General features: G+C 66.2%; 19 protein-coding genes and 1 riboswitch. Of the genes, 5 read left to right on the top strand and 14 right to left on the bottom strand.

Annotated elements, in window-relative coordinates:
- From J2T21_RS13655 to J2T21_RS13640, 4 genes are all read right to left on the bottom strand, one after another.
- Positions 1 to 1,121, bottom strand: a 1,121-nt coding sequence (locus tag J2T21_RS13655; protein ID WP_307581891.1) for an aminopeptidase P family protein, incomplete at its 3' end; no start/stop codon positions are given.
- A gap of 61 nt (positions 1,122 to 1,182) precedes the next feature.
- On the bottom strand, positions 1,183 to 2,565 hold the full coding sequence (locus tag J2T21_RS13650; protein WP_307581889.1) for an MFS transporter: 1,383 nt from the start codon (positions 2,563 to 2,565) through the stop codon (positions 1,183 to 1,185).
- A 799-nt stretch (positions 2,566 to 3,364) separates the two neighbouring features.
- Positions 3,365 to 4,093, bottom strand: a complete 729-nt coding sequence (locus tag J2T21_RS13645) for a DUF4268 domain-containing protein (protein WP_307581887.1) — start codon at positions 4,091 to 4,093, stop codon at positions 3,365 to 3,367.
- 223 nt (positions 4,094 to 4,316) lie between these two features.
- Positions 4,317 to 5,354, bottom strand: a complete 1,038-nt coding sequence (locus tag J2T21_RS13640) for a M23 family metallopeptidase (protein ID WP_307581885.1) — start codon at positions 5,352 to 5,354, stop codon at positions 4,317 to 4,319.
- A gap of 3 nt (positions 5,355 to 5,357) precedes the next feature.
- Positions 5,358 to 5,541: riboswitch (cyclic di-AMP (ydaO/yuaA leader) on the bottom strand.
- 761 nt (positions 5,542 to 6,302) lie between these two features.
- Between J2T21_RS13640 and J2T21_RS13635 the strand changes: the two genes are divergently transcribed.
- Positions 6,303 to 7,433 (top strand): serine hydrolase domain-containing protein, encoded by a 1,131-nt coding sequence (locus J2T21_RS13635; protein ID WP_307581884.1) that lies wholly within the window; start codon positions 6,303 to 6,305, stop codon positions 7,431 to 7,433.
- Positions 7,430 to 7,792, top strand: a complete 363-nt coding sequence (locus J2T21_RS13630) for a hypothetical protein (RefSeq protein WP_307581882.1) — start codon at positions 7,430 to 7,432, stop codon at positions 7,790 to 7,792. The genes J2T21_RS13635 and J2T21_RS13630 overlap by 4 nt, the downstream gene beginning before the upstream one ends.
- 58 nt (positions 7,793 to 7,850) lie before the next feature.
- Here J2T21_RS13630 and J2T21_RS13625 read toward each other — a convergent pair whose 3' ends face one another.
- From J2T21_RS13625 to J2T21_RS13605, 5 genes are all read right to left on the bottom strand, one after another.
- Positions 7,851 to 8,111 carry a hypothetical protein gene (locus J2T21_RS13625; protein ID WP_307581880.1) on the bottom strand — a complete coding sequence of 87 codons (261 nt, stop codon included), beginning with the start codon at positions 8,109 to 8,111 and terminating at the stop codon, positions 7,851 to 7,853.
- Positions 8,112 to 8,206: 95 nt separating this feature from the next.
- Positions 8,207 to 8,980: a CPBP family intramembrane glutamic endopeptidase gene (locus J2T21_RS13620; protein WP_307581878.1), complete on the bottom strand. Its 774-nt coding sequence runs from the start codon at positions 8,978 to 8,980 to the stop codon at positions 8,207 to 8,209.
- Positions 8,981 to 9,064: 84 nt separating this feature from the next.
- Positions 9,065 to 10,033 (bottom strand): hypothetical protein, encoded by a 969-nt coding sequence (locus J2T21_RS13615; protein ID WP_307581876.1) that lies wholly within the window; start codon positions 10,031 to 10,033, stop codon positions 9,065 to 9,067.
- Complete coding sequence (locus J2T21_RS13610; protein WP_307581874.1) at positions 10,009 to 10,662, bottom strand: FtsX-like permease family protein; 654 nt, start codon at positions 10,660 to 10,662, stop codon at positions 10,009 to 10,011. Before J2T21_RS13610 ends, J2T21_RS13615 begins: the two co-directional genes overlap by 25 nt.
- Complete coding sequence (locus J2T21_RS13605) at positions 10,659 to 11,072, bottom strand: hypothetical protein (RefSeq protein WP_307581872.1); 414 nt, start codon at positions 11,070 to 11,072, stop codon at positions 10,659 to 10,661. Before J2T21_RS13605 ends, J2T21_RS13610 begins: the two co-directional genes overlap by 4 nt.
- A 1,011-nt stretch (positions 11,073 to 12,083) precedes the next feature.
- On the opposite strand from J2T21_RS13605, the gene J2T21_RS13600 reads away from it, so the two are divergent.
- The gene (locus J2T21_RS13600; RefSeq protein ID WP_307581870.1) at positions 12,084 to 13,238 is read left to right on the top strand and encodes a polymer-forming cytoskeletal protein; all 1,155 of its coding nucleotides are present in this window, start codon (positions 12,084 to 12,086) and stop codon (positions 13,236 to 13,238) included.
- A gap of 431 nt (positions 13,239 to 13,669) precedes the next feature.
- On the opposite strand, the gene J2T21_RS13595 is transcribed toward J2T21_RS13600, so the two are convergent.
- Together J2T21_RS13595 and J2T21_RS13590 are read right to left on the bottom strand one after the other, a co-directional pair.
- Entirely contained in the window at positions 13,670 to 13,810 is a 141-nt protein-coding gene (locus J2T21_RS13595) for a hypothetical protein (RefSeq protein ID WP_307581869.1), read from the bottom strand.
- 397 nt (positions 13,811 to 14,207) lie between these two features.
- Complete coding sequence (locus tag J2T21_RS13590) at positions 14,208 to 16,133, bottom strand: heavy metal translocating P-type ATPase (protein ID WP_307581867.1); 1,926 nt, start codon at positions 16,131 to 16,133, stop codon at positions 14,208 to 14,210.
- A gap of 341 nt (positions 16,134 to 16,474) precedes the next feature.
- On the opposite strand from J2T21_RS13590, the gene J2T21_RS13585 reads away from it, so the two are divergent.
- Both J2T21_RS13585 and J2T21_RS13580 read left to right on the top strand, forming a co-directional pair.
- Entirely contained in the window at positions 16,475 to 18,895 is a 2,421-nt protein-coding gene (locus tag J2T21_RS13585; RefSeq protein ID WP_307581866.1) for a phosphoketolase family protein, read from the top strand.
- Positions 18,896 to 18,907: 12 nt separating this feature from the next.
- Complete coding sequence (locus J2T21_RS13580; protein ID WP_307581865.1) at positions 18,908 to 22,129, top strand: HAD-IA family hydrolase; 3,222 nt, start codon at positions 18,908 to 18,910, stop codon at positions 22,127 to 22,129.
- Between the two features lie 18 nt (positions 22,130 to 22,147).
- On the opposite strand, the gene J2T21_RS13575 is transcribed toward J2T21_RS13580, so the two are convergent.
- The 3 genes from J2T21_RS13575 to J2T21_RS13565 all read right to left on the bottom strand — a co-directional run bounded on the left by J2T21_RS13575 (position 22,148) and on the right by J2T21_RS13565 (position 26,666).
- Positions 22,148 to 23,299 (bottom strand): acetate kinase, encoded by a 1,152-nt coding sequence (locus J2T21_RS13575; RefSeq protein ID WP_307581910.1) that lies wholly within the window; start codon positions 23,297 to 23,299, stop codon positions 22,148 to 22,150.
- Positions 23,300 to 23,406: 107 nt separating this feature from the next.
- Entirely contained in the window at positions 23,407 to 26,241 is a 2,835-nt protein-coding gene (locus J2T21_RS13570) for a cation-translocating P-type ATPase (protein ID WP_307581864.1), read from the bottom strand.
- Positions 26,242 to 26,543: 302 nt separating this feature from the next.
- On the bottom strand, positions 26,544 to 26,666 hold the full coding sequence (locus J2T21_RS13565) for a hypothetical protein (protein WP_307581862.1): 123 nt from the start codon (positions 26,664 to 26,666) through the stop codon (positions 26,544 to 26,546).
- Between the last annotated feature and the right edge of the window lie 126 nt (positions 26,667 to 26,792).

Below are 26,792 nucleotides of genomic sequence, written 5' to 3'. Positions count from 1 at the left end.
ATCGGTTCCATGGAGACCACCATGCCCGGCTCCAGCACCGTGTCGATGTCCTCGCGCAGCTCCAGGCCGGCCTCGCGGCCGTAGTAGTGCGACAGCACGCCGAAGGAGTGGCCGTAGCCGAAGGTGCGGTTGGGCAGCAGGCCGTGGCCGATGAAGATCTCGTTGAGCTCCGCGGCGATGTCCTTGCAGACAGCCCCGGGCTTGATCAATTCCAGGCCGCGCTTGTGCACCTCAACGTTCGCGTTCCACACCTGCAGGGAACGGGCGTCCGGCTCACCGAGGAACAAGGTGCGCTCCAGGGCGGTGTAGTAGCCCGAGGTCATCGGGAAGCAGTTCAGCGAGAGGATGTCCCCGCGCTGAAGCTTGCGGGTGGTGGCCCAGTTGTGGGCGCCGTCGGTGTTGATCCCGGACTGGAACCAGACCCAGGTGTCGCGGACCTCGCGGTGCGGGAAGGTCTTGGCGATCTCGTGGACCATGGCCTCGGTGCCGATCAGGGCGACCTCGTACTCGGTGATGCCCTCGCGGATCGCGGCCTTGATGGCCTCGCCGCCGAGGTCGCCGATGCGGGCACCGTGCTTGATGACCTCGATCTCCTCCGCGGACTTGATCATGCGCTGGCGCATGGCATCCTGCGAGACATCCACCAGGGTGGCACCGTCGAAGGTGGCGGCGATGGCCTGGCGGGTGAACAGGGCCAGGGCGTCGTCCTCGACGCCGATGCGGGTTGCCTTCACGCCGTTGCGCTTCAGGGCCTCCTGCAGGCCGTAGTAGAAGTTGTCGCGCTTCCAGTCGGTGTAGACGATGTTGTCGCCGTAGCTGGTGCGCCACGGCATGCCGGCGTCGATGTTCGCGGTGATGGTCGTCGAGCTGTCGGCGGTGACCACCAGCGCGTAGTTGCGCCCGAAGGTGGTGTAGAGGAAGTCCGAGTAGTACTTGATGCCGTGGTAGCTGGTCAGGATGACCGCGTCCAGTTCCTTGGCTGCCATGATCTTGCGCAGGCCGGCCAGGCGGCGCTCGAACTCGGCGTCCGAGAAGGTCAGCTGCTGCTTGGTGCCGTTGTGCAGGGTCTTGAGGCGCTCAAGCTCGGAAACGTTGGTTGCGCTTTTCGCTGTTTCGTTCATGATGGTGTCCTTATGGCTGGGGTATTGCGGTGTGGGTGGATATGCGGGTGGGTGCCGGAACTCAGGCCAGTGCCTTCTTGCTGGTTTCCGCCGAGAGCGCCACGGCGACCAGGGAGATCACGGCGGCTCCCATGAGGTACCAGCCGGGGGCCAGCAGGGATCCGGAGGTGGCGATCAGCAGCGTGGCCACGAACGGGGCGGTGCCGCCGAACAGGGCGTTGGAGAGGTTGAAGGACACGGCGAATCCGGAGTAGCGGACCCGGGTCGGGAACATCTCGGCCAGGTAGCTGGGCAGTGTGCCGTCGTTGAGGCTCAGCATGCCACCGAGCAGGATCTGGATGAGGATGATGATGAGGAAGTTGCCCGTGTCCAGGAGCATGAAGGACGGGACGGTGAGCAGCACGAAGAGGATCGAGGCACTCATCAAGACCTTCTTGCGGCCGAAGTGGTCCGAGAGCATGCCGGTGAGGAAGATGAAGCCGATGTAGGTCACCAACGCCACGGTCGTGGCCACGTAGGAGGCCGTTTCATCCAGTCCCAGTTCCTGGGAAAGGTAGGTGGGCATGTAGCTGAGGATGACGTAGAAGCCCACCGCGTTGAGCAGCACCGCGCCGACGGCCTGGATGAGCTGGCGCCAATGGTTCTTGAACAGCGCGCTGACCGGGGCCTTGATGGCGTTGTCTTCCTTGGCAAGTTCCTTGAAGACCGGCGAGTCCTCGAGCTTGGTGCGGATGTAGCGGCCGATCAGGCCCATGGGGGCTGCCAGCAGGAACGGCAGTCGCCAGCCCCACGACTGCATTTGTTCGGGCTCGAGCAGGCCGGTGAGCAGTGCCGCCAGCAGCGAGCCGAGCAGCAGCCCCGTGGCGGTGCTGGCCGGGACAACGGCGGCGTAAACGCCGCGCCGGTTGGCCGGGGCGTATTCGACCAGGAAGGCCGAAGCGCCGGCGTACTCGCCGGAGGCGGAGAAGCCCTGGACCACGCGGATGATCAGCAGCAGGATCGGGGCCCAGATGCCGATGGTGTCGTAGGACGGAATCAGTGCAATGCAGAAGGTTGCGGCGGACATGATCAGGATCGACCAAGACAACGCTGTTCGACGACCGATCTTGTCACCCAGGTGCCCCCAGACGAATCCACCCAACGGACGGACCAGGAAGGAGACCGCGAAAAGCGCGAAGGTCAGCATCAAGCCGGTTGCCGGATCGGACTCGGGGAAGAAGACCGCGGTGATGGTGACCGCGAGGTAGCCGTAGACGGCGTAGTCGAACCATTCCACGAAATTGCCGATGAAGCTTGCGGCAACGACCTTGCGTCGGGTCTGCTTGCCGACCCCGGCCGGATCGGGACGTTCCTGGCCGCTGAGCGTGGGGCCCAGGTCGATGCCATTGTGTGCTGTGTGCGAGGTCGCAATGGAATGTTTTGGAGTGTTGTTGCTCTGATTCATTGGACTACCACCAAAATGAACAGGAGTTGCACTGGTTGCAACGCGATTGCACCAGTATGGCCATGTGATCCCACTCACGTCAAGGGTTAATGTAGGCATCTTTCTAAAGTCGCCCCACCCCGGATGACAACCTCGATCGTCCTCCCAGGTTTCAGGGGGCACCGTGGCCGCCAGGGCCGACTGCCCTCTCCCCCTTTTCTGCGTCAACGCTGCGTTCAGGCGGCTTCACCGCTGCGATTGGCCCCGTTCCCAAGCCGCCCGCCCGGCGCCCCGGAAATCGGCGAAGACTGTTCCAGGGCAACATCAAGCTCGGCTATGGTTGCAACGCCCATGGGGTCACCGATCTGGTTTCCCGGCTCCTGTTCAGCGCCCTGGTCGTCGCCGGATTCGAGCCCTCCGGATCAGATGTCCCATCCGCCACGGAATGCAAACATCCGAACCTACCGGTCGCTAATGTTGCAGGCAGGATAGTGCGGAGTTGACTGAAGTTGCTCGGGGCCGCCCGGACCACAATGTACCCAATTGCCCAAGGCGCGATGCAGTGCGGTGATCCTCCACGGGTGTACGCGGAATCGATTCAAGCGCAACAATGCACAAAAGCGCTGTTCCTGCCGAAAATGGGCCGGAGGAGCTCGAACACGTCGCCCGACAACTGAATGAACGCCGCGCAAGTCCGCGGGCTGGGATACCCCGGCCGAGTGATTAGGTGTTTTGCCAATTGTTGGCTGACCACGGGTGTTTCATCGTCCTCCAGGAATCAAGCAGGGCGCACTGTCTCGCGGCCATGGTTGGCAATTCCTCACAAATATTTCGGCAACACTCGCGCGAATCCGTCTCCCATGGTCACAAGCCACTCCACAAGTTCCTGGGATTGCGCTTCGTCAAGAAAGTCGCCGTGACGGCTGATGACAAGCTTCGAAGCCTTGCGTTCGGGCTTGTCATCCCACTCGAGGGCAAAGCCGAGGTCGCTTTCAATGGCCTCGCGCTGAGCCAGCAACTGTGCATAGAGGTCCTTGTCGTGGTTGATCCAAAATAACGCCGTAACGATCTTCTTCCGGGAATTGACCATAAGTGAGATTTGCCCGCGGTTGTCCCCTATGCCGACGTCGTACCAGTGTTGCGGGCGGGGCTTGCGCCATGTGGCGATGTTGCTCGCGTTGACAAGTCCGTAGTCTCGAACCCTCCCGAAGAACTCAAGCTGGGCAGCCTTCACGAAGGGTCTACTTGCGGCCCCGACAGAAAGTTTGCCTTTCTTTCGTCGTGCAGCCATCGCAGCATCGTCGACATCAAGGCCGGCAGCGTCTGCAAGCTCCTCTGCACCCATGAACTGTTCAGGATCCGCGTGTCCTTCTGGATCAAAACGAAGGCCCTCCTCTTCAAGGACCTTCTGGGGATCATCCACTCGGCCAGGCTCGGTCCAACGGAAACCTGGCGATATCTTCCCGCCGCTCTGCAGGATTCGCCAGGCGTTGAGCATCGGAAAGTTCGCGACCATCGCAGCCAATGGCTGTGCCCAAGTGCCGGCCACGATCGCAACGTCGCCGTATGTAGTCCAGTTATGAGTGCAGGGCCCCGAAGCCGGCATGTGTCTTGAACGCCTAGTTGTCGCGGTGTAGCGAGCAACATTGCGTTATCTATGGATGACACCAATGCCCGGGGCAGGCGTCTTCTGTCATCCGCGAATCCGCCAGGCGGAATACAAGGCACAGGCAATAGCCACCGTTCCGGACACGGAACGGTGGCAGTAGTCGTTAGAGCCAGCCCTCGGGGTTGACCCACTCGCCGTTGACGATGACCTCGAGGTGCAAATGGGGACCGGTGGAATTGCCCGTGCTGCCCGCAAGGGAGACGGTCTCGCCGCGCTCGACCTTCTGGCCCACGGACACCTTCAGGGCCGAGTTGTGGTTGTAGCTGGTCTCCAACCCGTTGCCGTGGTCGATCTTCACACGGAAACCGGAGTGTCCGGCCCACTCGGCCTGGACGACGGTCCCGGCGGCGGCGGCCTTGATCGGGGTTCCCGAGGGCACCGCGAAATCCAGGCCGTTGTGGTTCATGTAGCCGGGGCCAGTCGGGTTCTTGCGGAAACCGAAGCGGGAGGTCAATCGGATGCTGTCCACGGGCTGGGAGAGCCTGGTGACTTTTCCAGTGTCGGCGGTGGTGGCGGGCGCCGGCTTGGTTTTCTTGGCAACCTTTCCGGCGGCAGCGGTGGTGACAGGTGCCGGCTTGACCACCTTGACGTACTTGCTGGTCACCGAGGCGCGGTCGACCGTGAGCTTGTCGTTGGCCGGGGCCTTGACATCTGCGACAGACGTCTGGGCGACGCGCTGGGGAGCAGCGACAACTTCGTCCGATTCCTGCGCCGGGGCGGCGGCGAATGCCAGGCCGGTCACGGCGGCGACCGCGGCAAGCTTGTGCACAAACCCAAGTCGAGGGCGCAGGGTCCGGGGAGCGGACTTCAGGACGTTGTCCAGCTTGTCGCCTTCGGCGGGCATCGCCAGCGGCATCGTCCGCGCAACGGGCGCGGCAGGGATTTCGGTGGCGGCAATGGATGCCGTCTCCGGGGAGGCTGCATAGCGAGGGCTGGCCACAAAGCGGCGGCCACCGTACTGCAGGGTTTCAGGATTCTCGACGGAATCCGGGATCGCGCTTGCTGCGCGCCGGCCGGGGCGCCGGGAAGTGCTTTCGCCGTTCAGTGCGGTGTCCACGATCTGCTCCATGGAACCGTTGGCAGGCGAAGCATCAACCGGGTTGGACGCGCGGCGGCGCCCGGAATTTTGCTGCTGGGTCAAATGATTACCTCTCATGTGTCGCCTGCGAAGTTAGCTGTCGGATTCGAGTCATGAGATCAACTCGGCCGAGCCCACCAAGGCGGGCTCAACTTCACCCCAAGATCCACGGCCAATGGCCGGGAACGGTTGAATTGGGTCCTCCGCCCCTACCGGGAATTCTTGCTCCTGGATCCGCCGGTAGGGTTGTGCGAACCGGATCGGGAGAGGTTGCCTAGGGGCAACCCACCATGTAACGCTAACGGCGCCAAAGCAAAAAGTTATAATTCCGTTATCAATCCATACGCCAGACAAACACGGGGGCGCCGTCCCCGGTCGAAAGCTCCAGCGCACCACGATCCCCCGCACCCATGGGCACCCACTCTTCCTTGTCTACAAGGTGACTTGGACATCCGGCCGGACGGCTCCTCGTCGAGCTGCATCCGTAGCCGGGGTTCCGACCGGTGGGTTAATACCGGTTGTCCTCCCTGGACGGCATGCGAAATGTGATCAAGTAGCCATTCCGTGCCCGTGCGAATGCTCCAATGCGGCCGATCGGCCGGACCCGCCTGCGGCTTGCCACATCGTCAACAAGTCGTGCGCCCCGCACGCACCGTTCGCATGGGGGGGTAGTCCCGGAATGCGTCCCCGTATTGGGTGTCCTGCTGGTCAGACCCTCGTCCGGCCAGCCGACCAACGCGCGGCCAAGGACCTGTTCATGGCTCACGGAGAAGTCGGCTCACATCAACGCGCACGATGCACTGGCTGCGCCCCGATTGCAGCATCCGGGAAAACCGAACCATCTGGCATGCATCAACCGCCGTCATGCCAGTCGAGGGATCTGCGAGATGCCGCGCGTATTGACTGGTGCTGGGAGAATCGTGCTACTGCCGCCCCGCTCGCCCATCTCCAGGACTATCTCTTGACCGCATTCCCCCATGCAGCGGTGTGGTTGTGCGTAGGATATTGAAAATGGAGCACGATCAGAGGCCATCTTCTCCCAGCCAGATGTCCCGGAGAGTCCTGCTGGCAGCGGGGGCGGGCCTGGGCACGGCGGGGCTCTTGGCTTTGGTCGGACCCCATCCGGTGAGTTTGGCGTCCGGCCGCAGCGGAGATCCCACCCTGCTGGCTCAGGTGGAGCCGTACCTGCGTGGGCTTAACCGGGTCTCGCTCGCCTACCTCGACGGCGACGCCACAAGGTACGCAGGCATCGGTGCCAACGAGCGGACGCTGTTCGAGATCGGCTCGGTCTCCAAGACATTCTGTGGGGCTGTCTTGATGGACATGGTCAAAACGGGGGAGGTGACCCTGGATACGACGGTCAACGAGATCCTCGATGCGAACGGATTGGAGCTGGCCCAGGTGACCTTGCGGGAACTCGCGTCACACACAGCGGGCCTGCCGGACTTCACGGCAACCCAGACCGGCAGCCGCAACACGTGGTTCGGCCTGCTCCACGCCGACGGTGCACACCAGAACGCGGATGAGACGCTGGCCGACGTACTGGACCAGCGTTTGGAGGCACGAGGCGGGTACTCCTACTCCACTGCCGGCATTGCGCTGTTGGCCCATCTGCTGGCCATCCGGGCCGGAGTCACCTACAAGGAGCTACTCAGCCAGCGGATCCTCAAGCCGCTATCGCTGGCAGACACCCACCTTCCGGTCACCCGGTCTGGCCTGCCCAAGGGGTGGGACAAGGGCCTACTCGGCGGACGTCCTGCCGAGCCGTGGACACTGAACGGACTGGCGCCAGGCGGCGGCATGTGGTCCACCAGCGCGGACCTCGCCACCTGGATGCGCCTGACTCGGGATGGGCGCCAACCCGGGGCGGCGGGGCTTGAACCGGTGGCACCCGCGCCGATCTTGCCCTGGATGCCCGAAGCACAGATCGCCATCACCTGGGCTCTCGCCACAACTGTCGGAGGGGAGGACCTCATCTTCCACAGCGGACTTACGGGGTCCCACCACTCCTACGTGGGCTACTGCCCCCGAACCGGCCGCGGCCTGGCCTATGTGGTCAACTCAGTGCCGACAGGAGCGCAGCTGGTGACGCTTCAGGGTGACCTCGTTGCGGCTTTGCTGGACGGCGGTGCGTCAACGTGAGCGACACATTGGTCATGGTGCTGACCGCGGTCATCGCCCTCGGCACCCTCGGATGGTCGGTATGGGGCATCTGGCACATCGCCCGGCACACGCCAACGCGCCAGGGCGCTGTGACACACGTGGTCGGTGTTATCGCCGGGACCGCCCTGTTGGGCGTGGTTCTCCCAGCCGGTCTGATGGGGCTCCTCGATCCCTTCCCAATATGGCTCGTCTACGCGGTCCTCGCGGTCGGCACCGCCATCGTGCTCGGGTGGCGCTGGCCCGCACTTGAACCAGGGCAAGGAAAGCACCCCAGCCTGGTGATCACCTCGTGCATCTTGCTTGCGGTTCTCGTGTTGGCCGGCTTCGCGGTGACGTGAACCCAAGGCTTTCGCGGGCCAGCTCCCGCTGAGGACAACGACGTTCGGGCTTTACCGGTTAGACCGGCACACGATCGATCAGCGCCCACACGGTAAACGCGAGGACCGCGATCACTTGGAGGGCAACGAGAATCAACCCGGCTTGACCGAGACGCCGTCCCGGGCGTCGACGGCTGGCGAGACTCCCCAAGGTGGTCGCCGCGACGAGCAGAGCGAGATACACAAGGTTGTACGGGACGACGTAGACCAGGAGCACCGGCAGCCAAGCCAAGGTCGCCAGGCCACCGGCGATCAGCGCAATGAGCGCCCAAACGGGCACGATCGAAGCTCCGGCGATGGAGGCGACACCAAACGCCCGGCCCCCTGAGGTTGGCCCCCCGGTATCCCGGGGTCGCGTGAGCGCGGATTGGTGCCTCATCGCGTCACCTCCCGCGCTGCTGGGATCATGGGCTCGCGCACGCCCTGGTCGGCACCGTGGCGGCGAAGCCTACCGACCAGGTACCCCCCATATCCGATGCTGATCACCACGGTTGCCAGCAGCATCCAAAAGTTGTATTCGTTGTTTTCTGCAGTCAGGTTTCCGCTGATGTTGAACAGGACATGGAAGATGATGAAGGGAATGATCGTCCCGGTAACGGCAAACAGGAGCGCAAGCACGATTCCGAGGAGAATGCCGAAGCCGATCTGGAGGAGCTGCTCGGTGCCGGTGTACCCGCGTGCCAGGTTGACGACGTGCCCGATCCCGAAGGTGACCCCCGAGATGAGCACCGCGCGCGCGAGGGTTCCCTTGGCCAGTATGCCCTTGAACAGGAACCCCCTGAACAGCAACTCTTCGATGAAGCCGACGCAGATCATCAGGACGACGATCAACAGCACCGCGGTGACGTCAAGGTTCTCCTTGAAGCCCTTGAAGAACTGGAGGGAAACGATGACGACTAACGGGATATACAGCCAGGTACCGGTGAAACTTCTTCTTCGAAGCGGCCCGAGCCCGTAAAAGTTCAGCCAGCCGTTTCTCGCCACGTAGAAGACCAATCCGATGGAGAATGCGACCAGGAGCAACGGGGTTGCCAAGTTCGACCCACCGATCAGTTCAGATAGCCAATCACCGAGGTTGACAAGTACGACGTAGGCCACTATCCAGATCACTGCGTGCCAGATGGGGCTCTTCCTATTCAGCGCGTTCATTGCGTCCTCTTCTCACGAATCCCCGAGCCTGTTCCCGGAGTATCACCCCGCTCCCCCATGGCCGGCACGAGGCGCGACTCTCGTTCATGGGACCAGCCTGCCAGAGTCATGGGCTTTTTGCAGGCCCCCTCCTCGCTGGACGGCCTTCCCACCAATCCAGGACCCGAAGCACTCGGAGCGTCGCCCACCGACTGGCGCCGGGGGCACGACGTTGTCCATGTCGGCGACCTGCGCCGGACCGAACCGGTCAGCATACTCCTTTGCATTGCCGGTGGCGTCTGTGCTGGGGGCCAGTTCCACGCCGATCATGCACCACATCACCTCGCTCTCGTCGGTTGGCCGGGCTGACTTGGCCGTCTTGCCGCCGTTGGTGATGTCCTGGTAGCTACCGACGATGGTGACGTCGCGGTCCTGCCCGGCGACTTCGATCGGACGGGTATCGACGACCTCGCGTCCGGCCTGGTTCAGCGCGAGCAGCGACAGCGCGATCTCTGAGTCGTCCCCGGGTGCCCGCCCGTCTGCATACATCACGGGCAACCGCGCATGGTCGCCGTTCTCGACGTAGAGGCTGATCGTATTTCCGTTCTTGTCGATGGAGTTGTTCCGAGTGGTCACCATCGGTGCGATAGTGGCCACGTCGGGATCCGCTCGCAGGTACTCGACAGTCTGCGAGAAGTGCTCCGGCGAAGTGTCGTCGGCGTAGCGCAGGTCAATGCGTAGGTCGACGGCACCGGTGCCCATGTAGTTGATGAAGCCGGGAGCACTGGCAGTAGTGGCGGAGTTGATCGGCACGATCATGATGAAGGTGCTCACCGCGAAGACGAAGAACAGCAAGAGGTAGGTCCGCAGGCAGCCGACCACGTCCATCGTCCCGAGCCGGAAGTGCACCGGCATCCGCGACCGGTACAGTCGCAGGCGCGCCACGGTGGACTGCCGGCCGGTCGCGCCGGTGCTCAGCGCGGCGACAGCGCTGATCCTGCTGATTCGGCGCAGGAGAACCAGAACGAACAACACCATCATCGCAAAGATCAGCAAAGCAGCCAGCGCAGGCACGATCCAGTTCCAAATACTCGGGACGGGCCCATGTAGCGGGTGATGCTCCGGGTGCGCAGTGGGGTTAGCGCCAACCCGCCGAGCAACCCGAGTGCTGAGACGATGGTGGCAAGAAAGGCGTACTTGGTGAGGTAGATCTTCTTCACGTCGCGTGGTGCGACGCCGATCGCCTTGAGCACTCCGATCCCGCGGTAATCCTGCTCGACTGCCATGGGGAAGGAGAACCGCAGACACAGCAGCCCCGCGAAGAGAAGCAGAACGGAGACCAGGATCACGACGGCGGCGACCATCCCGTCGCCGATCATCGTGAACATCTCAAAGGCCGCCGAATCGACCATGTGACCGGCCTTGGGCATGTCCGAGTCCTGGTAGTCCTTGGCGAACACGGCGGTCTGAGTGTCAGGGTCGTGCAACCAGAACTCCACCAGGTGTTCCACCGTGCCGGTGTGCGCGTGCACCTCTTCCAAATCTGAAGCCGCCACCGCGAGCCGCTTGGAACTGGCGAGTGCGGGGTTCATGATCGAGTCGCTTGCGAAGCCAGCGACTTCGAAGCCCTTGGTAAAGCCATCTGCCGCGGTGATCCTGACGGTGTCGCCGACCTCGAGGTCGGCCTCCACCTCGTAGATCACCGGAAGCACCATCGTGCCGGTGCGACCTCAGTGATCGGCTGGTTGTCCAGGTCCAGCAGCAGGTCGGGCTCCGTGTTGGGCACCACGAGAGAGTTCTGCTGGATATTCGTGGTCTGCGGTACATCGTCGAAGAACAGGTTCACCCCATCGATGCCCAGCATCAGCATCGCCTGGTGCTCGGCGACCTCGGGCCGTTCGGCGACCCAGCGATCCACCGCCGACTGATCGTAGGATCCCGCATGAAGCTGGGCCACGTGCGGCGCATCGGCCTTGGTCGTCAAACTGCTCGACGCACCGATGAGACGGACCAGTGTTCCGGCACTGGCGGTGGCCAGCACCACCGACAGCATCATCAGCACGACAAGCAGTACGGTGACGCTGCGATTGCGTGTGAAGTCCCGGGCGATCATGCGACAGTACAGGCCTGTTGTCCCGAGGGACGGACCGGCATTGGGGACACGGTCGCGGCCGCCTGTTCCGGATTCGGCGTGAGTGGCAGGAACGAAATCTCTTGACGCGGGAACGACCGGAGCCACCGCAATCACCTTCACGGTTGGGTCTCAGGCCATCCCAAGCGTCCAACACCTCGAGCAGGAGCACTGCAGCCGACGTCGGAGACGGCCCGACCGAGGCGCAGGCCGAGAGGTGAGGTCTGTGGTGCACTACTCGACAACGGTGTCCACTTCCATGGGCTGGCCTCCCTGCCGGTGGTGTTCCACGTTGGTTCCTGATGATGCCGTGGTGCGGCTGGCGGTCAGTTGTTCTGGCCGGTTGCGGTGGTGCGTTCACCGCGGCGAAGAGGTTTTCCCAGGGAGCTTGCCAGGACCAGGTTTCGGGGAGGCGCATCCGGATATTTCGGGCGTTGGAGGCGATTCGAGCCGGGACGTTGACGAGTTTCGCCCGGGTTGTTGCCGTCCTGGCATTGGTGAACCGATGCAACCAGATCCACGCGGCCACGAACCGAGTCCTGCTGACGTCTCGCGGCCCATGTGATCCAAGACAGAAGGAGAAACCAGAACTGCAACACGGAGTAATCACAGAAAGCCGCCACCGGGCGCTGAAATCCACAAGCAAGGGTACCCACCTCAAGCCGTCCAACCCGGTCAAGGTTCCCGTCACGGACAGGCTCTAAGTGGCCTCCATTGGCAAGCTGTAGTCCAGTTGCTACCTGGCTCAACTCTTTGCGTACGATTTTTCCGTCTTCTGCCCCAGATAACAGACAAGGACCTTTGCTTTTAGCTATCCAGGGGTTAAGGCACGCGACCGAGGCCTTTCCTATTGCCGGTGCCAACCCCGCTGGATAGGCTGAGTCAAGGTTCATCCCACGGGCCGAGCCTGTTAGCGTCACTGATTCTTACCGTCTGGCGTTCGCATGGACGCCGCCTCGTGGATGTGTTGTCCAGGTTTGGAAGGATATCGGAATGAATGTTCTTTCCCGCATCTATCGTTCTACCGGGGCCGTCCTATTGGTCTGCTTTCTAGCCTTCTTCCCAGGGACGGAACCTGCTGAAGCCGCCCCGACGCCACCCCCTTCGGCGTCGAGCAAAAGCGAAGGTCCTCAGTTCTACAGCGATTTGTCCGTCGAGGTCTCGGGCGTGGTCGACGGGGACGTGTATGCTTCCGGGCAGAACGTCACAATCAGCGGCAACGTCACCGGCGACGTGATCGCCGCGGCGCAGACGATCACCATCACAGGCAACGTTGGCGGCAACGTGCGGCTTGCCGGGCAGAACGTCACGATCAGCGGCGACGTCTCACGCAGCGGAACCATCTTCGCGGCCAGCATCATCGTCACCGCAACCGGGAAGCTTGGCAACGACCTGGTTGGCGCCGCCAGCGACCTCAAGATCGCCGGCAATGTCGGACGAGACCTGATGGTCAGCGTCGATCGCCTCAGCATCGACGGAACCGTCGGGGGAAACGCAACCTACTACAGCGACACCGAAGCGCAAATCGCGCAGGGCGCGGTTGACGGTGCAGTGGAGCGCGTCGCTCCGCCGCAATCAACGAGCGAGGAACGATCACCCGGTGCTTCATTCGTAGCCTGGTTGCGCGGCTTGCTCTACGCTCTGGTCGCACTAAGCCTGGTGACCCTCTTCGCTGGGCTTCTCTTCCCACGCTGGCTGACACGGGTAACCAACCACCTCATGCCGTCACCCTGGAAGGCTCTGCTGGTCGGGTTCCTGGCAGCCATCGCCGTCCCCGTTGCCCTGCTGGTCCTACTCGTAACGATCATCGGGGCTCCCCTCGCACTCACTGGACTCCTGGTCTGGATTGCCCTATCGCTCGCGACGTTCGTCTACGGGGCCTTCTATGTTGGGCGGCTCCTGTTCCGCGGCGATCAGCACCCGGTGCTGAAGTCGTTCGTCGGGGGCCTGATCCTGATCACCGCCTTGCAAGTCCCGTGGCTCAACATTGTGGTGTGGCTTGCGATGGTGTCCTTTGGTCTGGGTGCCCAGCTTCTGGAGTTCCACAGCCAGCGTCCGTGGAGTGCCAAGTCTGAATTGGACGCCACTTCCCCGGCGCCGCTTCCCGGGGCGGTTGACGACGGAGATACCTCCGCACGCACGCTGTGAGCTGACGGAGATGCGGTACTCTGCGCTGGCCCAGGGTCACTCGGATCACATGGCTAAAATCTGCTCAACGACCACGAACCAAGAGTCTTGAGAAGCGATCGCCGTGTCGCCGGGACCCATGGCAGGTCTTAGGAACATCTAAGTCTCTGCAACTACCCACCCGGCGCATCACCGAAGCTTTGGTTGGAAATCGCCAGTCTTGAAAGCCGATCCCCCACCGTGACATCCCGAGCATTGAAAATCCGGCATCCAAGAACCGTGGATCGCGGCGGTAAACGGCCCGGGTTTCGCGGTGCTTAATGGGCCCTGCGGATTCCAGCGTGGTGAGGTTGGCCTGTGTCCGGTGGTGCCGGCGGCCGCCGGCGGAGGGCAGCGGGAGGATGTGGTGGTTCTCGAGGTTCCGGATTTCCCGGACAACCCCGTGGATGGTTTCAGGGACGTCCATTGGTGGCTTCAGCGGGTCCGTTGGAGGCGCCCTCGGTGGCGAAGTAGGTGATGATTTCCTTCTGCCTTTTCTTCAGTGCCCTACAGTTCTCCAACAGGTCGCATCCCATGAACGACGGGATGGACATCCTTCCATCAGGCCACAGTGCGAGCCGGGTCGGCCCCCACGGGCCGGGCGGGCAGGTCAGGGGAATGGGACCGCCGGGGGCAGGTCCAAACAGTTGCGAGTCGTGCCAGGCCCATGTGTGTCCGGTCTGGCAGCCAGCCTCGAGCCTGGCACGTCCCGTTGGCGTCCCGGCGCCGTTGCGCGCGAGCGGGCCGACGAACTCCCCTCGCCAATGCCGGAGCCGGGCACACGAAATTCCGGTGCCGGAATAAGCCCCTGCACCGGGTGCCGATTCGCCGACGGCGGATCCCAGGGGCCGGAGTCCTGCGGATTCGTTCCGTTCCGCCGTCCAATTCGTTGCCAAAGGCCGGGATGCGGGGCAGTGTCAGGCTCAACAGGCACCCCGGTGTGTCCCTTTGCTAGGGATTTCTGTCGACGCCCGGGGAATCTGGCGCCGCGCTTTCCCGTGCCGCCCTCGAACCGTCGGAGGCTGGTCCGGGTGGGGCCGGCGGTGAAACCGCGCGCTGCTTGCGCCTTCCCTTCAGTGCCCGCAGGGCGCTGAGGATCGCCACCAGGTCCACGACCTCCTGGCTCAACGCCCCAAGGACCGCCGGAAGCACCCCGGTGGCCGCCACCAGCATCAGCACCACCGAGAAGATGATCCCGAGCCAGATGGACTGCAGCGCAATACGCACAGTGTCCTGGCCGATGCGCACCGCGTTGGCCACCTGGGCGAGGTGTTCGGTCATGATCACCACGTCCGCGCTTTGCGAGGCCGCCGTGGAACCACGGGCTCCCATGGCCACCCCGACGTCGGCCGCGGCGAGCACCGGGGCGTCGTTGACGCCGTCACCGACCATCATCACCGGGCGGTGCTCCAGGTCCCGCACCAAGGCAACCTTGTCCTCGGGCAGGCATTCGGCCTGGATCCGGTCCAGGCCGATCTCTGCGGCAATGTGCTCCGCGGTGGCCCGCTGGTCACCGGTGAGCATGAGCATTTCGGTCACCCCCAGGGAACGGAGCTGGTGCAAGGCCGCCCCGGCATCCGCGCGCAACCCGTCGGCCAGCACCAGGACCCCCGCAAAGCGGCCGTCAACCGCCACGTACACCGAGGACTCTCCCGGGCCGAGCTCGTAACGTTGCATGTCGGGGACCTGCGAGTCGACCCACGCGGGTTTGCCCACCAGTACCCGGCGCCCGTCCACCAACGCACTCACGCCGTTCGTTGCCACCTCGCTGGCCGCGGATGCCGAGGCGATGGCCAGGGACCGCTCCCGTGCCGCGGCCACGATCGAGGCAGCCAGCACGTGCGAGGAGTATTGCTCGGCCGCAGCCACCAATCCCAAAAGCTCGTCCTCCGAGATCCCCCCGACGGGCTTGACCGCCCGCAACACCGGGGTGCCCTGTGTCAGGGTCCCGGTCTTGTCAAACGCCACGGTCTTCACCGCTGCCAGGCGTTCGAGCGTGCCGCCGTCCTTGACGATCACGCCCGACTTGGCCGCCCGGCTCATTCCGCCCATGAACGCCACCGGCGCCGCAATCAGCAGCGGGCAGGGGGTGGCAACCACCAGCACCTCGGCAAACCGGACGGGGTCCCCGCTCACCCACCAGGCCGCGCCGGCAACGACGTAGGCCAGCAACGTGAACGGCACCGCGTACCTGTCCGCGAGCCGCACCACCGGTGCGCGGGACTCGGAGGCCTCCTTGACCAGCTCGACAATGCGCGAGTATTGCGAATCCGCGGCACTGGCCGTGGCGCGCAGGTGGACCGCATGCATGCCGTTGACCGCACCCGACATCAGCAATTCCCCGGCAACCTTGTGCACCGGCAGCGATTCACCGGTCAACGACGATTCGTTAAAGGCACCTTGCTCGTCCAGCAGCACCCCGTCGACCGGCAACACCTCACCCGGGCGGACCATCACCACATCCCCGGGAACCAGGTCCTCGAGCCTGACCTCGGTGAGGTTCCCTTCCGCCTCGACCCGGTGTGCGTGCGTCGGCACCCGCTTGAGCAGTTCCGACAACGAGCTGGTGGCCCGTTCCTGGGCGTAGTCCTCCAGTGCCGCGCCACCGGAGAGCATCAGGCAAATGATCACCGCGGCGACCCATTCGCCCACGAACACCGTGGCAAGGATCGCGGTGAATGCCAGGATGTCGATGCCCCAATGTCCCCGGGCAATGTCCCTGGCCATGCCCCAGCCCAGTTTCGCCGCCACGCCCAGCGAAAAAGCGCTGGCCACCCAACGCGCCGGCTCCCCCAGCCCCAGGGGAATCATCACCAGCGTGCCGATCAACACCACCACGGTTGCCGCCACCAACGGGTAGCGTTTCAGCATGCTCATTGAGCTTGTTTCCTTTTCATCGCGCGCACGGTATTTCCCCTGTTTCTTCCATCCTCGACCACCGGCGTCAGCTTCGCCACCGTGGACACACCGGCCGCCGGGAAGAAGCCGTCCTGGTCCCGGCCGAGCATATTCCTCCCGGCGTTGCTAGGGTGGGAATCGTGGACCTTGGCACCCCGCCGCCCCGGTCTGGAAACAGCGTCCTCCTCGAAAGGATCCCCTCCTGGATGCCACGGTTCCACCGGCCTGCACCGGGAGCCGCGACACCCCGACGACACAAGGCAGGGACAGGCGGTTCGGATCATCATTTCCATGACGAAGCGAAAGGCAGCCACCTCCCCATGAGCCATCTCCACACTGCATCCGAGAAGGATCCCGCACTGGCCCCCGACGAGCTGGAGCGCATCCACGCCTGGTGGCGGGCGGCAAACTACCTCTCCGTGGGGCAGATCTATCTCATGGACAACCCGCTGCTGCGTGAACCGCTAAGGCCCGAGCATGTCAAGCCACGGCTGCTGGGGCACTGGGGCACCACCCCGGGACTGAATTTCATCTACGCCCACTTGAACCGGGCCATCATGCAACGGGACCTGGAGATGATGTACGTGATGGGTCCGGGGCACGGAGGGCCGGGCCCGGTCGCGGCGGGATGGCTCGAAGGCACCTACTCCGAGACCTACCCCAATATCTCCCAGGACCTGGAGGGGATGAAGCGGCTGTTCAGGCAGTTCTCCTTCCCCGGGGGCATCCCCAGCCACGTCGCCCCCGAAACCCCCGGATCCATCCATGAGGGCGGGGAACTGGGATATTCGCTCTCGCACGCCTATGGGGCGGCCTTCGACAACCCGGACCTCATCGTCGCCGCCGTGGTGGGAGACGGGGAGGCGGAGACCGGTCCGCTGGCAGCCAGCTGGCACTCAAACAAGTTCATGAACCCGGCCCGGGACGGTGCCGTGCTGCCGATCCTGCACCTGAACGGCTACAAGATCGCCAACCCCACGATCCTGGCCCGGATGGACCGCGACGAACTGGACGGGCTGCTGCGCGGCTACGGCCACATCCCCCACTACGTGGAGGGCCAGGACCCCGAACAGATGCACCAGGATTTCGCCGCGGCCCTGGATTCCTGCCTCGAAGCGATCATGGAGATCCGGCGCTCCGCCCGGGAAGAGGGCCTGGTCCAGCGGCCGCGCTGGCCGATGATCGTGCTCCGCTCCCCCAAGGGCTGGACCGGCCCCTCCGAGGTCGACGGGCAGAAGGTCGAAGGCTCCTGGCGCTCGCACCAGGTGCCCTTCGGCGCCGCACGAGAAAACGACAACCACCGCAAGATCCTCGAGCAATGGCTGCGCAGCTACCGGCCGGAGGAACTCTTCGACTCATCCGGGACCCCGGTCGAAGCCATCCGCGCCCTGCACCCGATGGGTCCGCGGCGGATGAGCGCCACCGCGCACGCCAACGGCGGGGTCCTGCTGCGGGACCTGCGGATGCCCGATTTCCGCGACTACGCGGTGCCGGTGGAGGAACCGGGCACCGGCGCGGTGGAAGCCACCCGGGTTCTGGGACAGATGCTGCGCGACGTCATGGCGGCGAACATGGACAACTTCCGGGTCTTCTCCCCGGATGAGAACAACTCGAACCGGCTCGCGGCCATCCTCGAAGCCACCGACCGCACCTGGAACGCCCGGACCGTCCCGGAGGACGACCACCTGGCCCCCGACGGACGGGTAATGGAAATCCTCTCCGAACACACCTGCCAGGGCTGGCTGGAAGGCTACCTGCTCACCGGGCGGCACGGATTCTTCTCCTGCTACGAGGCCTTCATCCACGTCGTCGACTCCATGTTCAACCAGCACGCCAAATGGCTGGACACGGCCAACTCGATCCCCTGGCGCCGGCCGGTCGCCTCACTGAACTACCTGCTCACCTCCCATGTCTGGCGGCAGGACCACAACGGCTTCTCCCACCAGGACCCCGGCTTCATCGACCACGTGCTCAACAAGAAGTCCGAGGTGATCCGGGTGTACCTCCCGCCGGATACCAACACCCTGCTGTCGGTTGCCGACCATGCCCTGCGCAGCCGCCAGCGCGTCAACGTGATCGTGGCCGGCAAGCAGCCGGCGCTGCAGTACCTGGACATGGACGACGCCGTGGTGCACTGCACCAAGGGCCTGGGCATCTGGGACTGGGCCGGCACGGAGGCGGATGCCGAACCCGACGTGGTGATGGGCTGCGCCGGGGACGTGCCGACCATGGAAACCCTCGCCGCCGTCGAGATCCTGAACTCCCGGTTCCCGGATTTGTCCATCCGGGTGGTCAACGTCGTGGACCTGCTGCGGCTCCAGGACCGGGCCGCGAACCCGCACGGCCTGGCCGACCGCGAATTCGACGCCCTGTTCACCACGGACAAGCCCGTGGTCTTCGCCTACCACGGCTACCCGTGGCTGATCCACAGGCTCACCTACCGGCGCACCAACCACGGCGGCTTCCACGTCCACGGCTTCCGGGAGGAAGGCACCACCACCACCCCGTTCGACATGTGTGTGCTGAACCGGATCGACAGGTTCAACCTGGCCATCGCCGTCATCGACCGGGTGCCGCGGCTCAAGGACATCTCGGCCCGCGTGCGCGAGGAACTCAGGAACAAGCTCGTCGAGCACCGCTCCTACATCCGGACCCACGGCGAGGACCTGCCCGAGATCCGGGACTGGCAATGGGCCGCATCCCCCGGCCGCGCCGGCCGGCCCGGCCACGAGGCACCATAGGGGCTGCCCGGAATGCAGGGCAACCAGCCCCGGACCCCGCCGCGCCCGTCCCCCGAGACCGCCGAGGTGCCCTACGATGCTGTGCTGTTCGACCTGGACGGGGTTCTCATCCGCAGCGCCCACATCAATGCGGCGGCCTGGAAGGAGCTCTTCGACGCGGTGCTGGCGGACCCCCGCTCCGGGGCCGGGGCCGATGCGGCCCCCTTCGACATGGACCGGGACTACCTGCTGTACCTGGACGGGCGGAACCTCCAGGACGGCATCCGCGCCTTCCTGGCCTCCCGGGGCATTCGGCTTCCCGCCGGCGGCCCGCGGGACGCCGCGGAGACCTGGAGTGTCCACGGGCTGGGGGCCCGCCAACGGCACCTGTTCCTGGCCGCGCTGGCCCGGGACGGGCTGGGCACCTATCCCGGAACGGTGGCGCTGCTGGAACGGCTGCGCGAGGGCGGGGTGCCCGTGGGGCTGGTCGCCGCCGGCCGCAACGCCGTCGACCTCCTGGCCTCCGCGGGCCTGGCGCCGGCGTTCGACGTGGTCCTCGACGGCCAGGCTGCGGCGGAGCAGGGCCTGCCCGGCAAGCCGGATCCGGCGATGCTCCTCGAGGCGGCCCGCCGGCTCGGCGTGCCCCCGGAGCGCGCCGTTGTCATCGACGACGACGTGCCCGGGATCCGGGCCGGCCGCGTCGGCGGCTTCGGGCTGGTGGTCGGGATCGACCGCGCCGGACGGCGGGAGGCGCTGGAGGCGGCGGGTGCCGACATTGTCCTGGGTGACGTCGGCCAGCTTGACCTCGGTGCCTCGCGCACCGATCCCTGGACACTTGTCTATGAGGGGTTCGACCCGGCGCACGAGGGGCACCGGGAGGCGCTGACCGCGCTGGGCAACGGGTACATGGCCACCCGCGGGGCCCGCCCGGAGCACCGCGATGACGGGATCCACTATCCCGGGACCTACCTGGCCGGGGTCTACAACCGGACCGCGGGCATCATCCGGGGCCGTGCGATGGAGGAGGAGCACCTGGTCAACGTCCCCAACTGGCTGCCGGTCGATATCCGCCTCGGGAACGGCCCCTGGTGGTCGGGCGGGGAAACGCAGGTCCTGGGCGAGCGCAGCGAGTTGGACCTGCGCCGCGGCGTGCTGACCCGCCGGGCCACCCTCGCCGGGCCGGGCGGGGAACGGCTCGTGCTTCTCCAGCGCCGGCTGGTCTCCATGGACAACCCCCACCTGGCCGCCCTCGAAACCACCCTGACGGCCCACGGCACCGACATTGCGGTGTCCATCCGCACCGGCATCGACGCGCGGGTCGCCAACACCAACGTCCGCGACTACGTGGGCACCGGCCAAAGGCACCTGCGGGACGCGGTGTTCACCGAGACCGACGGCAGCACCGTGCTGTGCGAGGTGGAGACGAACCAGAGCCGGATCCGCATTGCCGTGGCCGTGCGGACCACGTTCGCCGGGGATCCGGCTGCCCCCAAACCCTTCCCCGTCCCCGAGGCCGAAGGCGGAAACGGCCGGTACCTGAGGCAGTACAACCTGGCACTGGCCGACGGGCAATCCTTGACCATGCTGCGCTCGATGGCACTGGCGACCTCCCGGGACGCGGCCATCTCCTCCCCGGCCACCGCGGCCCTGGGCGGGCTTGCGAGGCACGACGCCGGATTCGGGGCGCTGTTGCGGGACCACCAGGCGGCGTGGGGACGGCTGTGGGACCGGTTCGCGATCACCCTGGACACCGACCCGCAGTCCCAGCTGGTGCTCAACCTGCACGTCTTCCACCTCCTGCAGGCGGTCTCCGGGCACACCGCGGCCCTGGACGCCGGCGTGCCGGCCCGGGGCCTGCATGGGGAGGGCTACCGCGGGCACGTCTTCTGGGACGAGCTGTTCGTCCTGCCGGTCACCGGGCTGCGGCTCCCGGAGGTCAGCCGGTCCCTGCTGGAGTACCGCTGGAACCGGCTGGGCGCCGCCCGCGCCGCAGCCCGCGCCCAGGGCCTGGACGGTGCGCTCTTCCCCTGGCAAAGCGGCAGCGACGGGCGGGAAGAGACCCCCCGCCAGCTCTACAACCCCCGCTCGGCCCGGTGGATGCCGGACAACTCCCGCCGCCAGCGCCACGTCGGGCTCGCCGTTGCCTACAACGCCTGGCAGCATTTCCAGGCCACCGGCGACCGGGACTGGCTGGCGGCGCGCGGCGGGGAACTGATCCTCGAGGTCACCCGGGCGTTTTCCGCCCTCGCGGACTGGGACCCGGTGATGCGGCGCCACCGCATCACCGGGGTGATGGGGCCCGACGAGTTCCACGACGGATACCCCGACGCGCCCGGGGAGGGATTGCGCGACAATGCCTACACCAACGTGCTGGCCTCCTGGGTCTTCGACCGCGCCGCCGATGTGCTGCGCGAACTGGCGGGCCACCCGGGTGAGGACCTCGCGCAGCGGCTGCGCATCGGTCCGGCCGAAACCACCCGCTGGTCCGAACTCGCCGCCGGGCTCGCGGTCCACTTCCACGCCGACGGGGTCATCAGCCAGTTCGACGGGTACGAGGACCTGGCCGAACTGGACTGGCCACGCTACCGCGCCCGCTACGGCAACATCGGGCGGATGGACCTGATCCTCGAGGCCGAAAACGACGCAACCAACCGGTACAAACTGGCCAAGCAGGCCGACGTGCTGATGCTTGTCTACCTGCTCGGGCCCGCAGGCGTGATCGACCAGCTGCGGCGGCTCGGCTACGCCGCCACCGAGGCGGACCTGGCCCGCACCGTGGAGTACTACCTCGCCCGGACCTCGGAGGGATCCACGCTCAGCCGCGTGGTGCATGCCTCGGTGCTCTCCCGCTTTGACGAAACCCGGGCCTGGCAGATGTTCCGCGAGGCGCTGGTCGCCGACCTTGACGACAGCCAGGGCGGCACCACGCGCGAGGGAATCCACCTGGGCGCCATGTCCGGGACCATTGACATCGTCGTCCGCGCCTTTGCCGGCCTGCGCATCGAGGCCGACACGCTGGGCTTCACCCCCCGGATGCCCGCCCGCCTGGGCCGGGTCCGCTTCCAGCTCCAGTACCGGGGACACCGCATCGATGTGCGCCTGGACCCCCGGAGCCTTCGGGTGCGCCTGCAGCCGTGCACCGCGCCTCCGGTGGCAATCTGCGTCGACGGGAACCACGCGATGCTTGCCGGCGGCGGGGAAAGGAGCTTCGCGCTGGGGCCACCCCGGCAGGAAAAGCCGCCGCCGCCCGCCTGAGGCAGCGGCCCCGGCGGGTCAGCGTGGCCCGACGGCGCCGATGGTTGCCTCGGCGATGGCGTGCTCCTCGTCGGTGGGGATGACCAACACCGGGATGGCCGAATCCGCGGTGGAGATCACCCGGGGTCCCTGCCGGCCGGCGGCCTGCCGGTTCGCGGCCTCGTCCAGCCTGATGCCCAGCGGCCCGAGCCTGACCAGGAGCCGGGCCCGGAAGTCGGCGGAGTTCTCCCCGATGCCGCCGGTGAGCACCACCGCACGGGCCCCCGAGCAGCTCACGTGGTAGCCGCCGATATACCGGGCCAGCCGGTGGACCGCGGTTTCCAGCGCCAGCTCCGCCTCCGGGTTCCCGGCGGCGGCGGCCCGGGTGATGGCGCGCATGTCGTTGTTCCCGGCCATCGCCTTGAACCCGGAATCCCGGTTGAGCAGGTCATCGAGTTCATCGGGGCCGTAGCCCAGGCGCTGCAGGAACACCAGCGCGCCGGGATCCACGTCCCCGGACCGGGTGCCCATGACCAGGCCCTCCAGCGGGGTGAATCCCATGGAGGTGTCCACGCTGCGCCCGCCGCGGACCGCGGTGACCGAGGAGCCGTTGCCCAGGTGCGCGATCACCGCATTGAACTCCTCCCACGAAATGCCCAGCACCTGCGCGGCCCGCCGTCCCACGTACTGCACACTGGTGCCGTGGAATCCGTAGCGACGAATCCCGTGACTCCGGTACAGCTCATCGGGCAGGGCGTAGCGCCACGCGTGCTCGGGCAGGGTGCGGTGGAAGGAGGTGTCGAAGACCGCCACCTGCGGCACGCCGGGCCAGGCCGCAGTGGCGGCCCGGATGCACAGAGCACCGGGCGGGTTGTGCAGCGGAGCCAGCGCGTTCAGCCGCTCGATGGCGCCGATGACCTCCTCGTCGACCAGGGCGGGTCCGGTGAAGCGTTCCCCGCCGTGGACCACCCGGTGCCCCACGGCGTCCGGGACGCATCCGGGCAGCGCCTGGGCAAGTTCGCCGCGCACGATCTCGAAGGCCTCCCGGTGGTCGGCCACCTCCCCCTCGTCGATCCGCTCCACGACGCCCTTGGCGATCGGCTCGCCGCCGGCGAGGGTGCGCTCCTGGTCGAACCGGCGGACCGAGTACTTCAGCGTCGAGGAGCCGGCGTTCAGCACGAGCACGAGCATTTCCCTGCCTCCAGTGGGGACTCGGCGGGCCTGCTGGGCCCGCACCCCACGATCCTACCCCCGGGTCGGCGGGGCCCGCCGTGCCGCCCAACGGCCGGTCCCGGGCCTCAGCGCCCCGCGGGCCGCTTGCGGTCCAGCCACCGGAGCAACAGCTTGCGCACTTCGTCGAACCACAGCACGGTGGAGGCCATGCCCAGGCACACGGCCCAGTGGGCCGCGTCCAGGGACGCGGTCCCGAAGGCCCGTTGCAGCAGCGGCACCTCCACCACGGCCAGCTGCAGTGCCGCCGTGAGCAGGACCGCGCCCCAGAGCCACTTGTTGACGAAGAGCCTGTGGAACGCACTGGCCGTGTCCGAACGCGAGTTGAAGGCGTTGAACAACTGGGCGAGGACCAGGGTGGTGAACCCGGCGGTCCGGGCCACGTCCAGGGAGTCCGCGCCGTCGACCAGGCCGCCGGGCAGGAAGATGTCGATGGTCGCCAGCGAGGCCAGGCCCATGACCAGGCCCACGACCAGGATCCCGGCCCACATCCGTCGCCCGAGGATCCTCTCGGTCATCTTCCGCGGTGCCCGCGCCATCACGTCGCCCATCTCCGGGTCCACCCCCATGGCCAGCGCCGGCCCCGAATCGGTGACGAGGTTGATCCACAGGATCTGGGTGGCCAGCAGCGGCAGCGCCACCGCCTCGCCGCCGGCTCCCGCCAGGCCCATGGTGCCGGCAAAGGCCACGCCGAGGAAGACCGTGAAGACCTCCCCCATGTTGGAGGACAGGAGGTAGCGCAGGAATTTCTCGATGTTCTCGAAGATGACCCGCCCCTGGCGCACCGCGGAGACGATCGTCGCGAAGTTGTCATCGCCCAGGATCATCTTCGAGGCTTCCTTGGTCACCTCGGTCCCGGTGACGCCCATGGCAATGCCGATGTCGGCGGATTTCAGGGCCGGGGCGTCGTTGACGCCGTCTCCGGTCATGGCCACGACGTTGCCCTGGGCCTGCAGCGCGTCGATGATCTGGAGCTTGTTGTGCGGTGAGACGCGAGCGTAGACGGAGGTGGACGCGGTGACGGCGCGCAGCCCGGCGGCGTCAAGCTCATCGAGTTGGGCGCCGGTGACAGCTCTGTCCCCCGGTTCCGAGATCCCCAGGTCCCCGGCGATCCGCGCGGCGGTGACCGGATGGTCCCCGGTGATCATCACCACCCGGATGCCCGCGCGACGGGCCTCGGCCACGGCCACGGCCGCCTCGGCGCGCGGCGGGTCGATGATGCCGGCCACCCCGAGGTACACGAGCGTGTGTTCATCGGCCTCGTCAAGCACCGCCGCCTCGTGGCGGTCGTGGTCCCCGTACCTGCGGTAGGCCACCCCCAGGGTGCGGAAGGCCTGCGCGGAGAGGGCCTCGACGTCACCGAGCGCCTTGGCCCGAAGTTCCGCATCCAGCGGCACGCTGTCCCCGCCCACCTGCATCCGGGTGCAACGCCCCAGCAGCACGTCCGGGGCGCCCTTGGTGACCAGGGTGAGGTGGTCGAGTTCCTTGTGGCGCGCCAGCGCCGACATCAGCATGCGCTCCGAGGTGAACGGGACCTCGCCCTGCCGTTCGAACTCCTCGACGCGTTCGCCCACCCCCTCGAGCTTCAGCGCGGCGACCAGGAACGCCGCTTCGGTGGGGTCGCCCTGGATCTGCCACTGGCCGTCGGCTTGGCCCAGCTGGGCGTTGTTGGCGAAGGTGCCGCCCGCCAGGACCATGCGGGCCTCCGCCAGCACCATCGGGTCCGTGGCCTCCCGGCCATCCTGGAGGACCCGGCCTTCGGGCCGGTACCCGACGCCGGTGAGCTGGATCTGCCCCGAGGCGGTGAGGATCCGGCCAATGGTCATCTCGTTGCGCGTCAGCGTCCCGGTCTTGTCCGAGGCGATAACGGAGGCGGAGCCCAGGGTTTCCACCGAGTGCAATTCCTTCACGACCGCATGGCGCCTGGCCATGCGCTGGACGCCGATCGAGAGCACCACCGAGAGGATGGCCGGGAGCCCCTCGGGGACCGCGGCCACCGCCAGCGAGACCCCCAGCAGCAGGACCCTCACCAGGTCCGGCAGCGAGGAAACGTCGTTGACCAGGATGATGGTTGCCATCACCACGACGGCGATGACGATGACCGTGATGCCCAGCAGCTTCCCGACTCCCGCGATTTCCTTCTGGAGCGGGGTCGGCTCGGACCTTGTTTCCTCCAGCATCCCGGCGATGGCACCCACTTCTGTGTGCATTCCCGTCCCGGTGACGATTGCACGGCCCACTCCCTGCACGACCCCGGTCCCCTTGTAGACCATGTTCGCCCGGTCCCCCAGCGGTGCCTCCCGCTGAAGTGTCGCGGGATCCTTCAGGGCGGCCTCGCTCTCCCCGGTCAGTGAGGCCTCGGCAATGCGCAGCGAGGTGGCCGTGATCAGCCGGGCATCGGCCCCGACCGCATCCCCCTCTCCCAGGACCAGGACGTCGCCGCGGACCAACTGCGCGGAGGGGACCGTCTTGAGTTCGCTGTCGCGCCATACCGTGGAGTTTGCCGCCGTCATCGACTGCAGGGCGGCGACGGCGTTCTCGGCCTTGTTTTCCTGGACGAATCCCAGGATCGCATTGAGCAGGACCACCGCGGCGATGACCACCGCATCGATGGGTACGCCCCGGGCGCCCTCCACCGCCCAGGCACCAAGGGAGATGGCAATGGCCACCAGCAGGAGATAGACCAGCGGATCCTGGAACTGGGCCAGGACCTTGCGCCAGATCGGCACCGGTGCGGCGGCGCGCAGTTCGTTGGGCCCCTCCTGCCGCAGCCTGCCTGCGGCCTCGCTTGCCCCCAGGCCCGTGGCCGGGTCAACCCGGAAGGCAGCCAGGGCCTCCGCGGCTTCCCGCAGGTGCCAGGTGGCAGGTTCGAGGGCGGGGCCCTGTGCTGCGGATGACGTCATGGAGAACTCCTTGGACACGGGTGCAGGTGGGCCCGGGCGCCGCCTGCGCCTTGTTGCCGGCGACCATCTTCGAGTGTAGGCGGCCTGTGCGGTGTTCCGTGGCCGGCCGCCGAGGTGGCGGCGGTGCCCGTTGCGGTCATCTCGGCGCCTTCCGGGGTGAGGGACGCCGTGCCCCTGCCCGTTGCTGGTGTCGCGCGATGCGGACCGACGCGGATGCACGCCCGGGGACCGGGGACCCGAAACGCGCAACCGGGCACGCGGACACGCCCTGCGCCCCTGGCCGCGGCACCAGACGGCCGGCATCAACGGAGCGTGACGACCTTGACGAGCACCGACACGGCGACCGTGGTGCCGTAACCGCTCATGGTGCGGCTGTCCGCGGACCGGCCCGGCGCGAACTGCCGGATCGCCGGGTGGCCCAGCAATTTCCAATCTCCTACCCTCGCCCTACGAATGCGGCGCCAGGCATCAATGCTCCTCATTTTTTAGTTGACACGTCAACCCAATGGCGGGGTGATATATGCATACGCATATAAAAATGTTTGGTGGCC

Source organism: Paeniglutamicibacter psychrophenolicus, from assembly GCF_030812255.1.
Taxonomy (GTDB): domain Bacteria; phylum Actinomycetota; class Actinomycetes; order Actinomycetales; family Micrococcaceae; genus Paeniglutamicibacter; species Paeniglutamicibacter psychrophenolicus_A.
The sequence above is the reverse complement of the archived record's forward strand: the minus strand, read 5'-3'. Positions and strand labels throughout refer to the sequence as shown.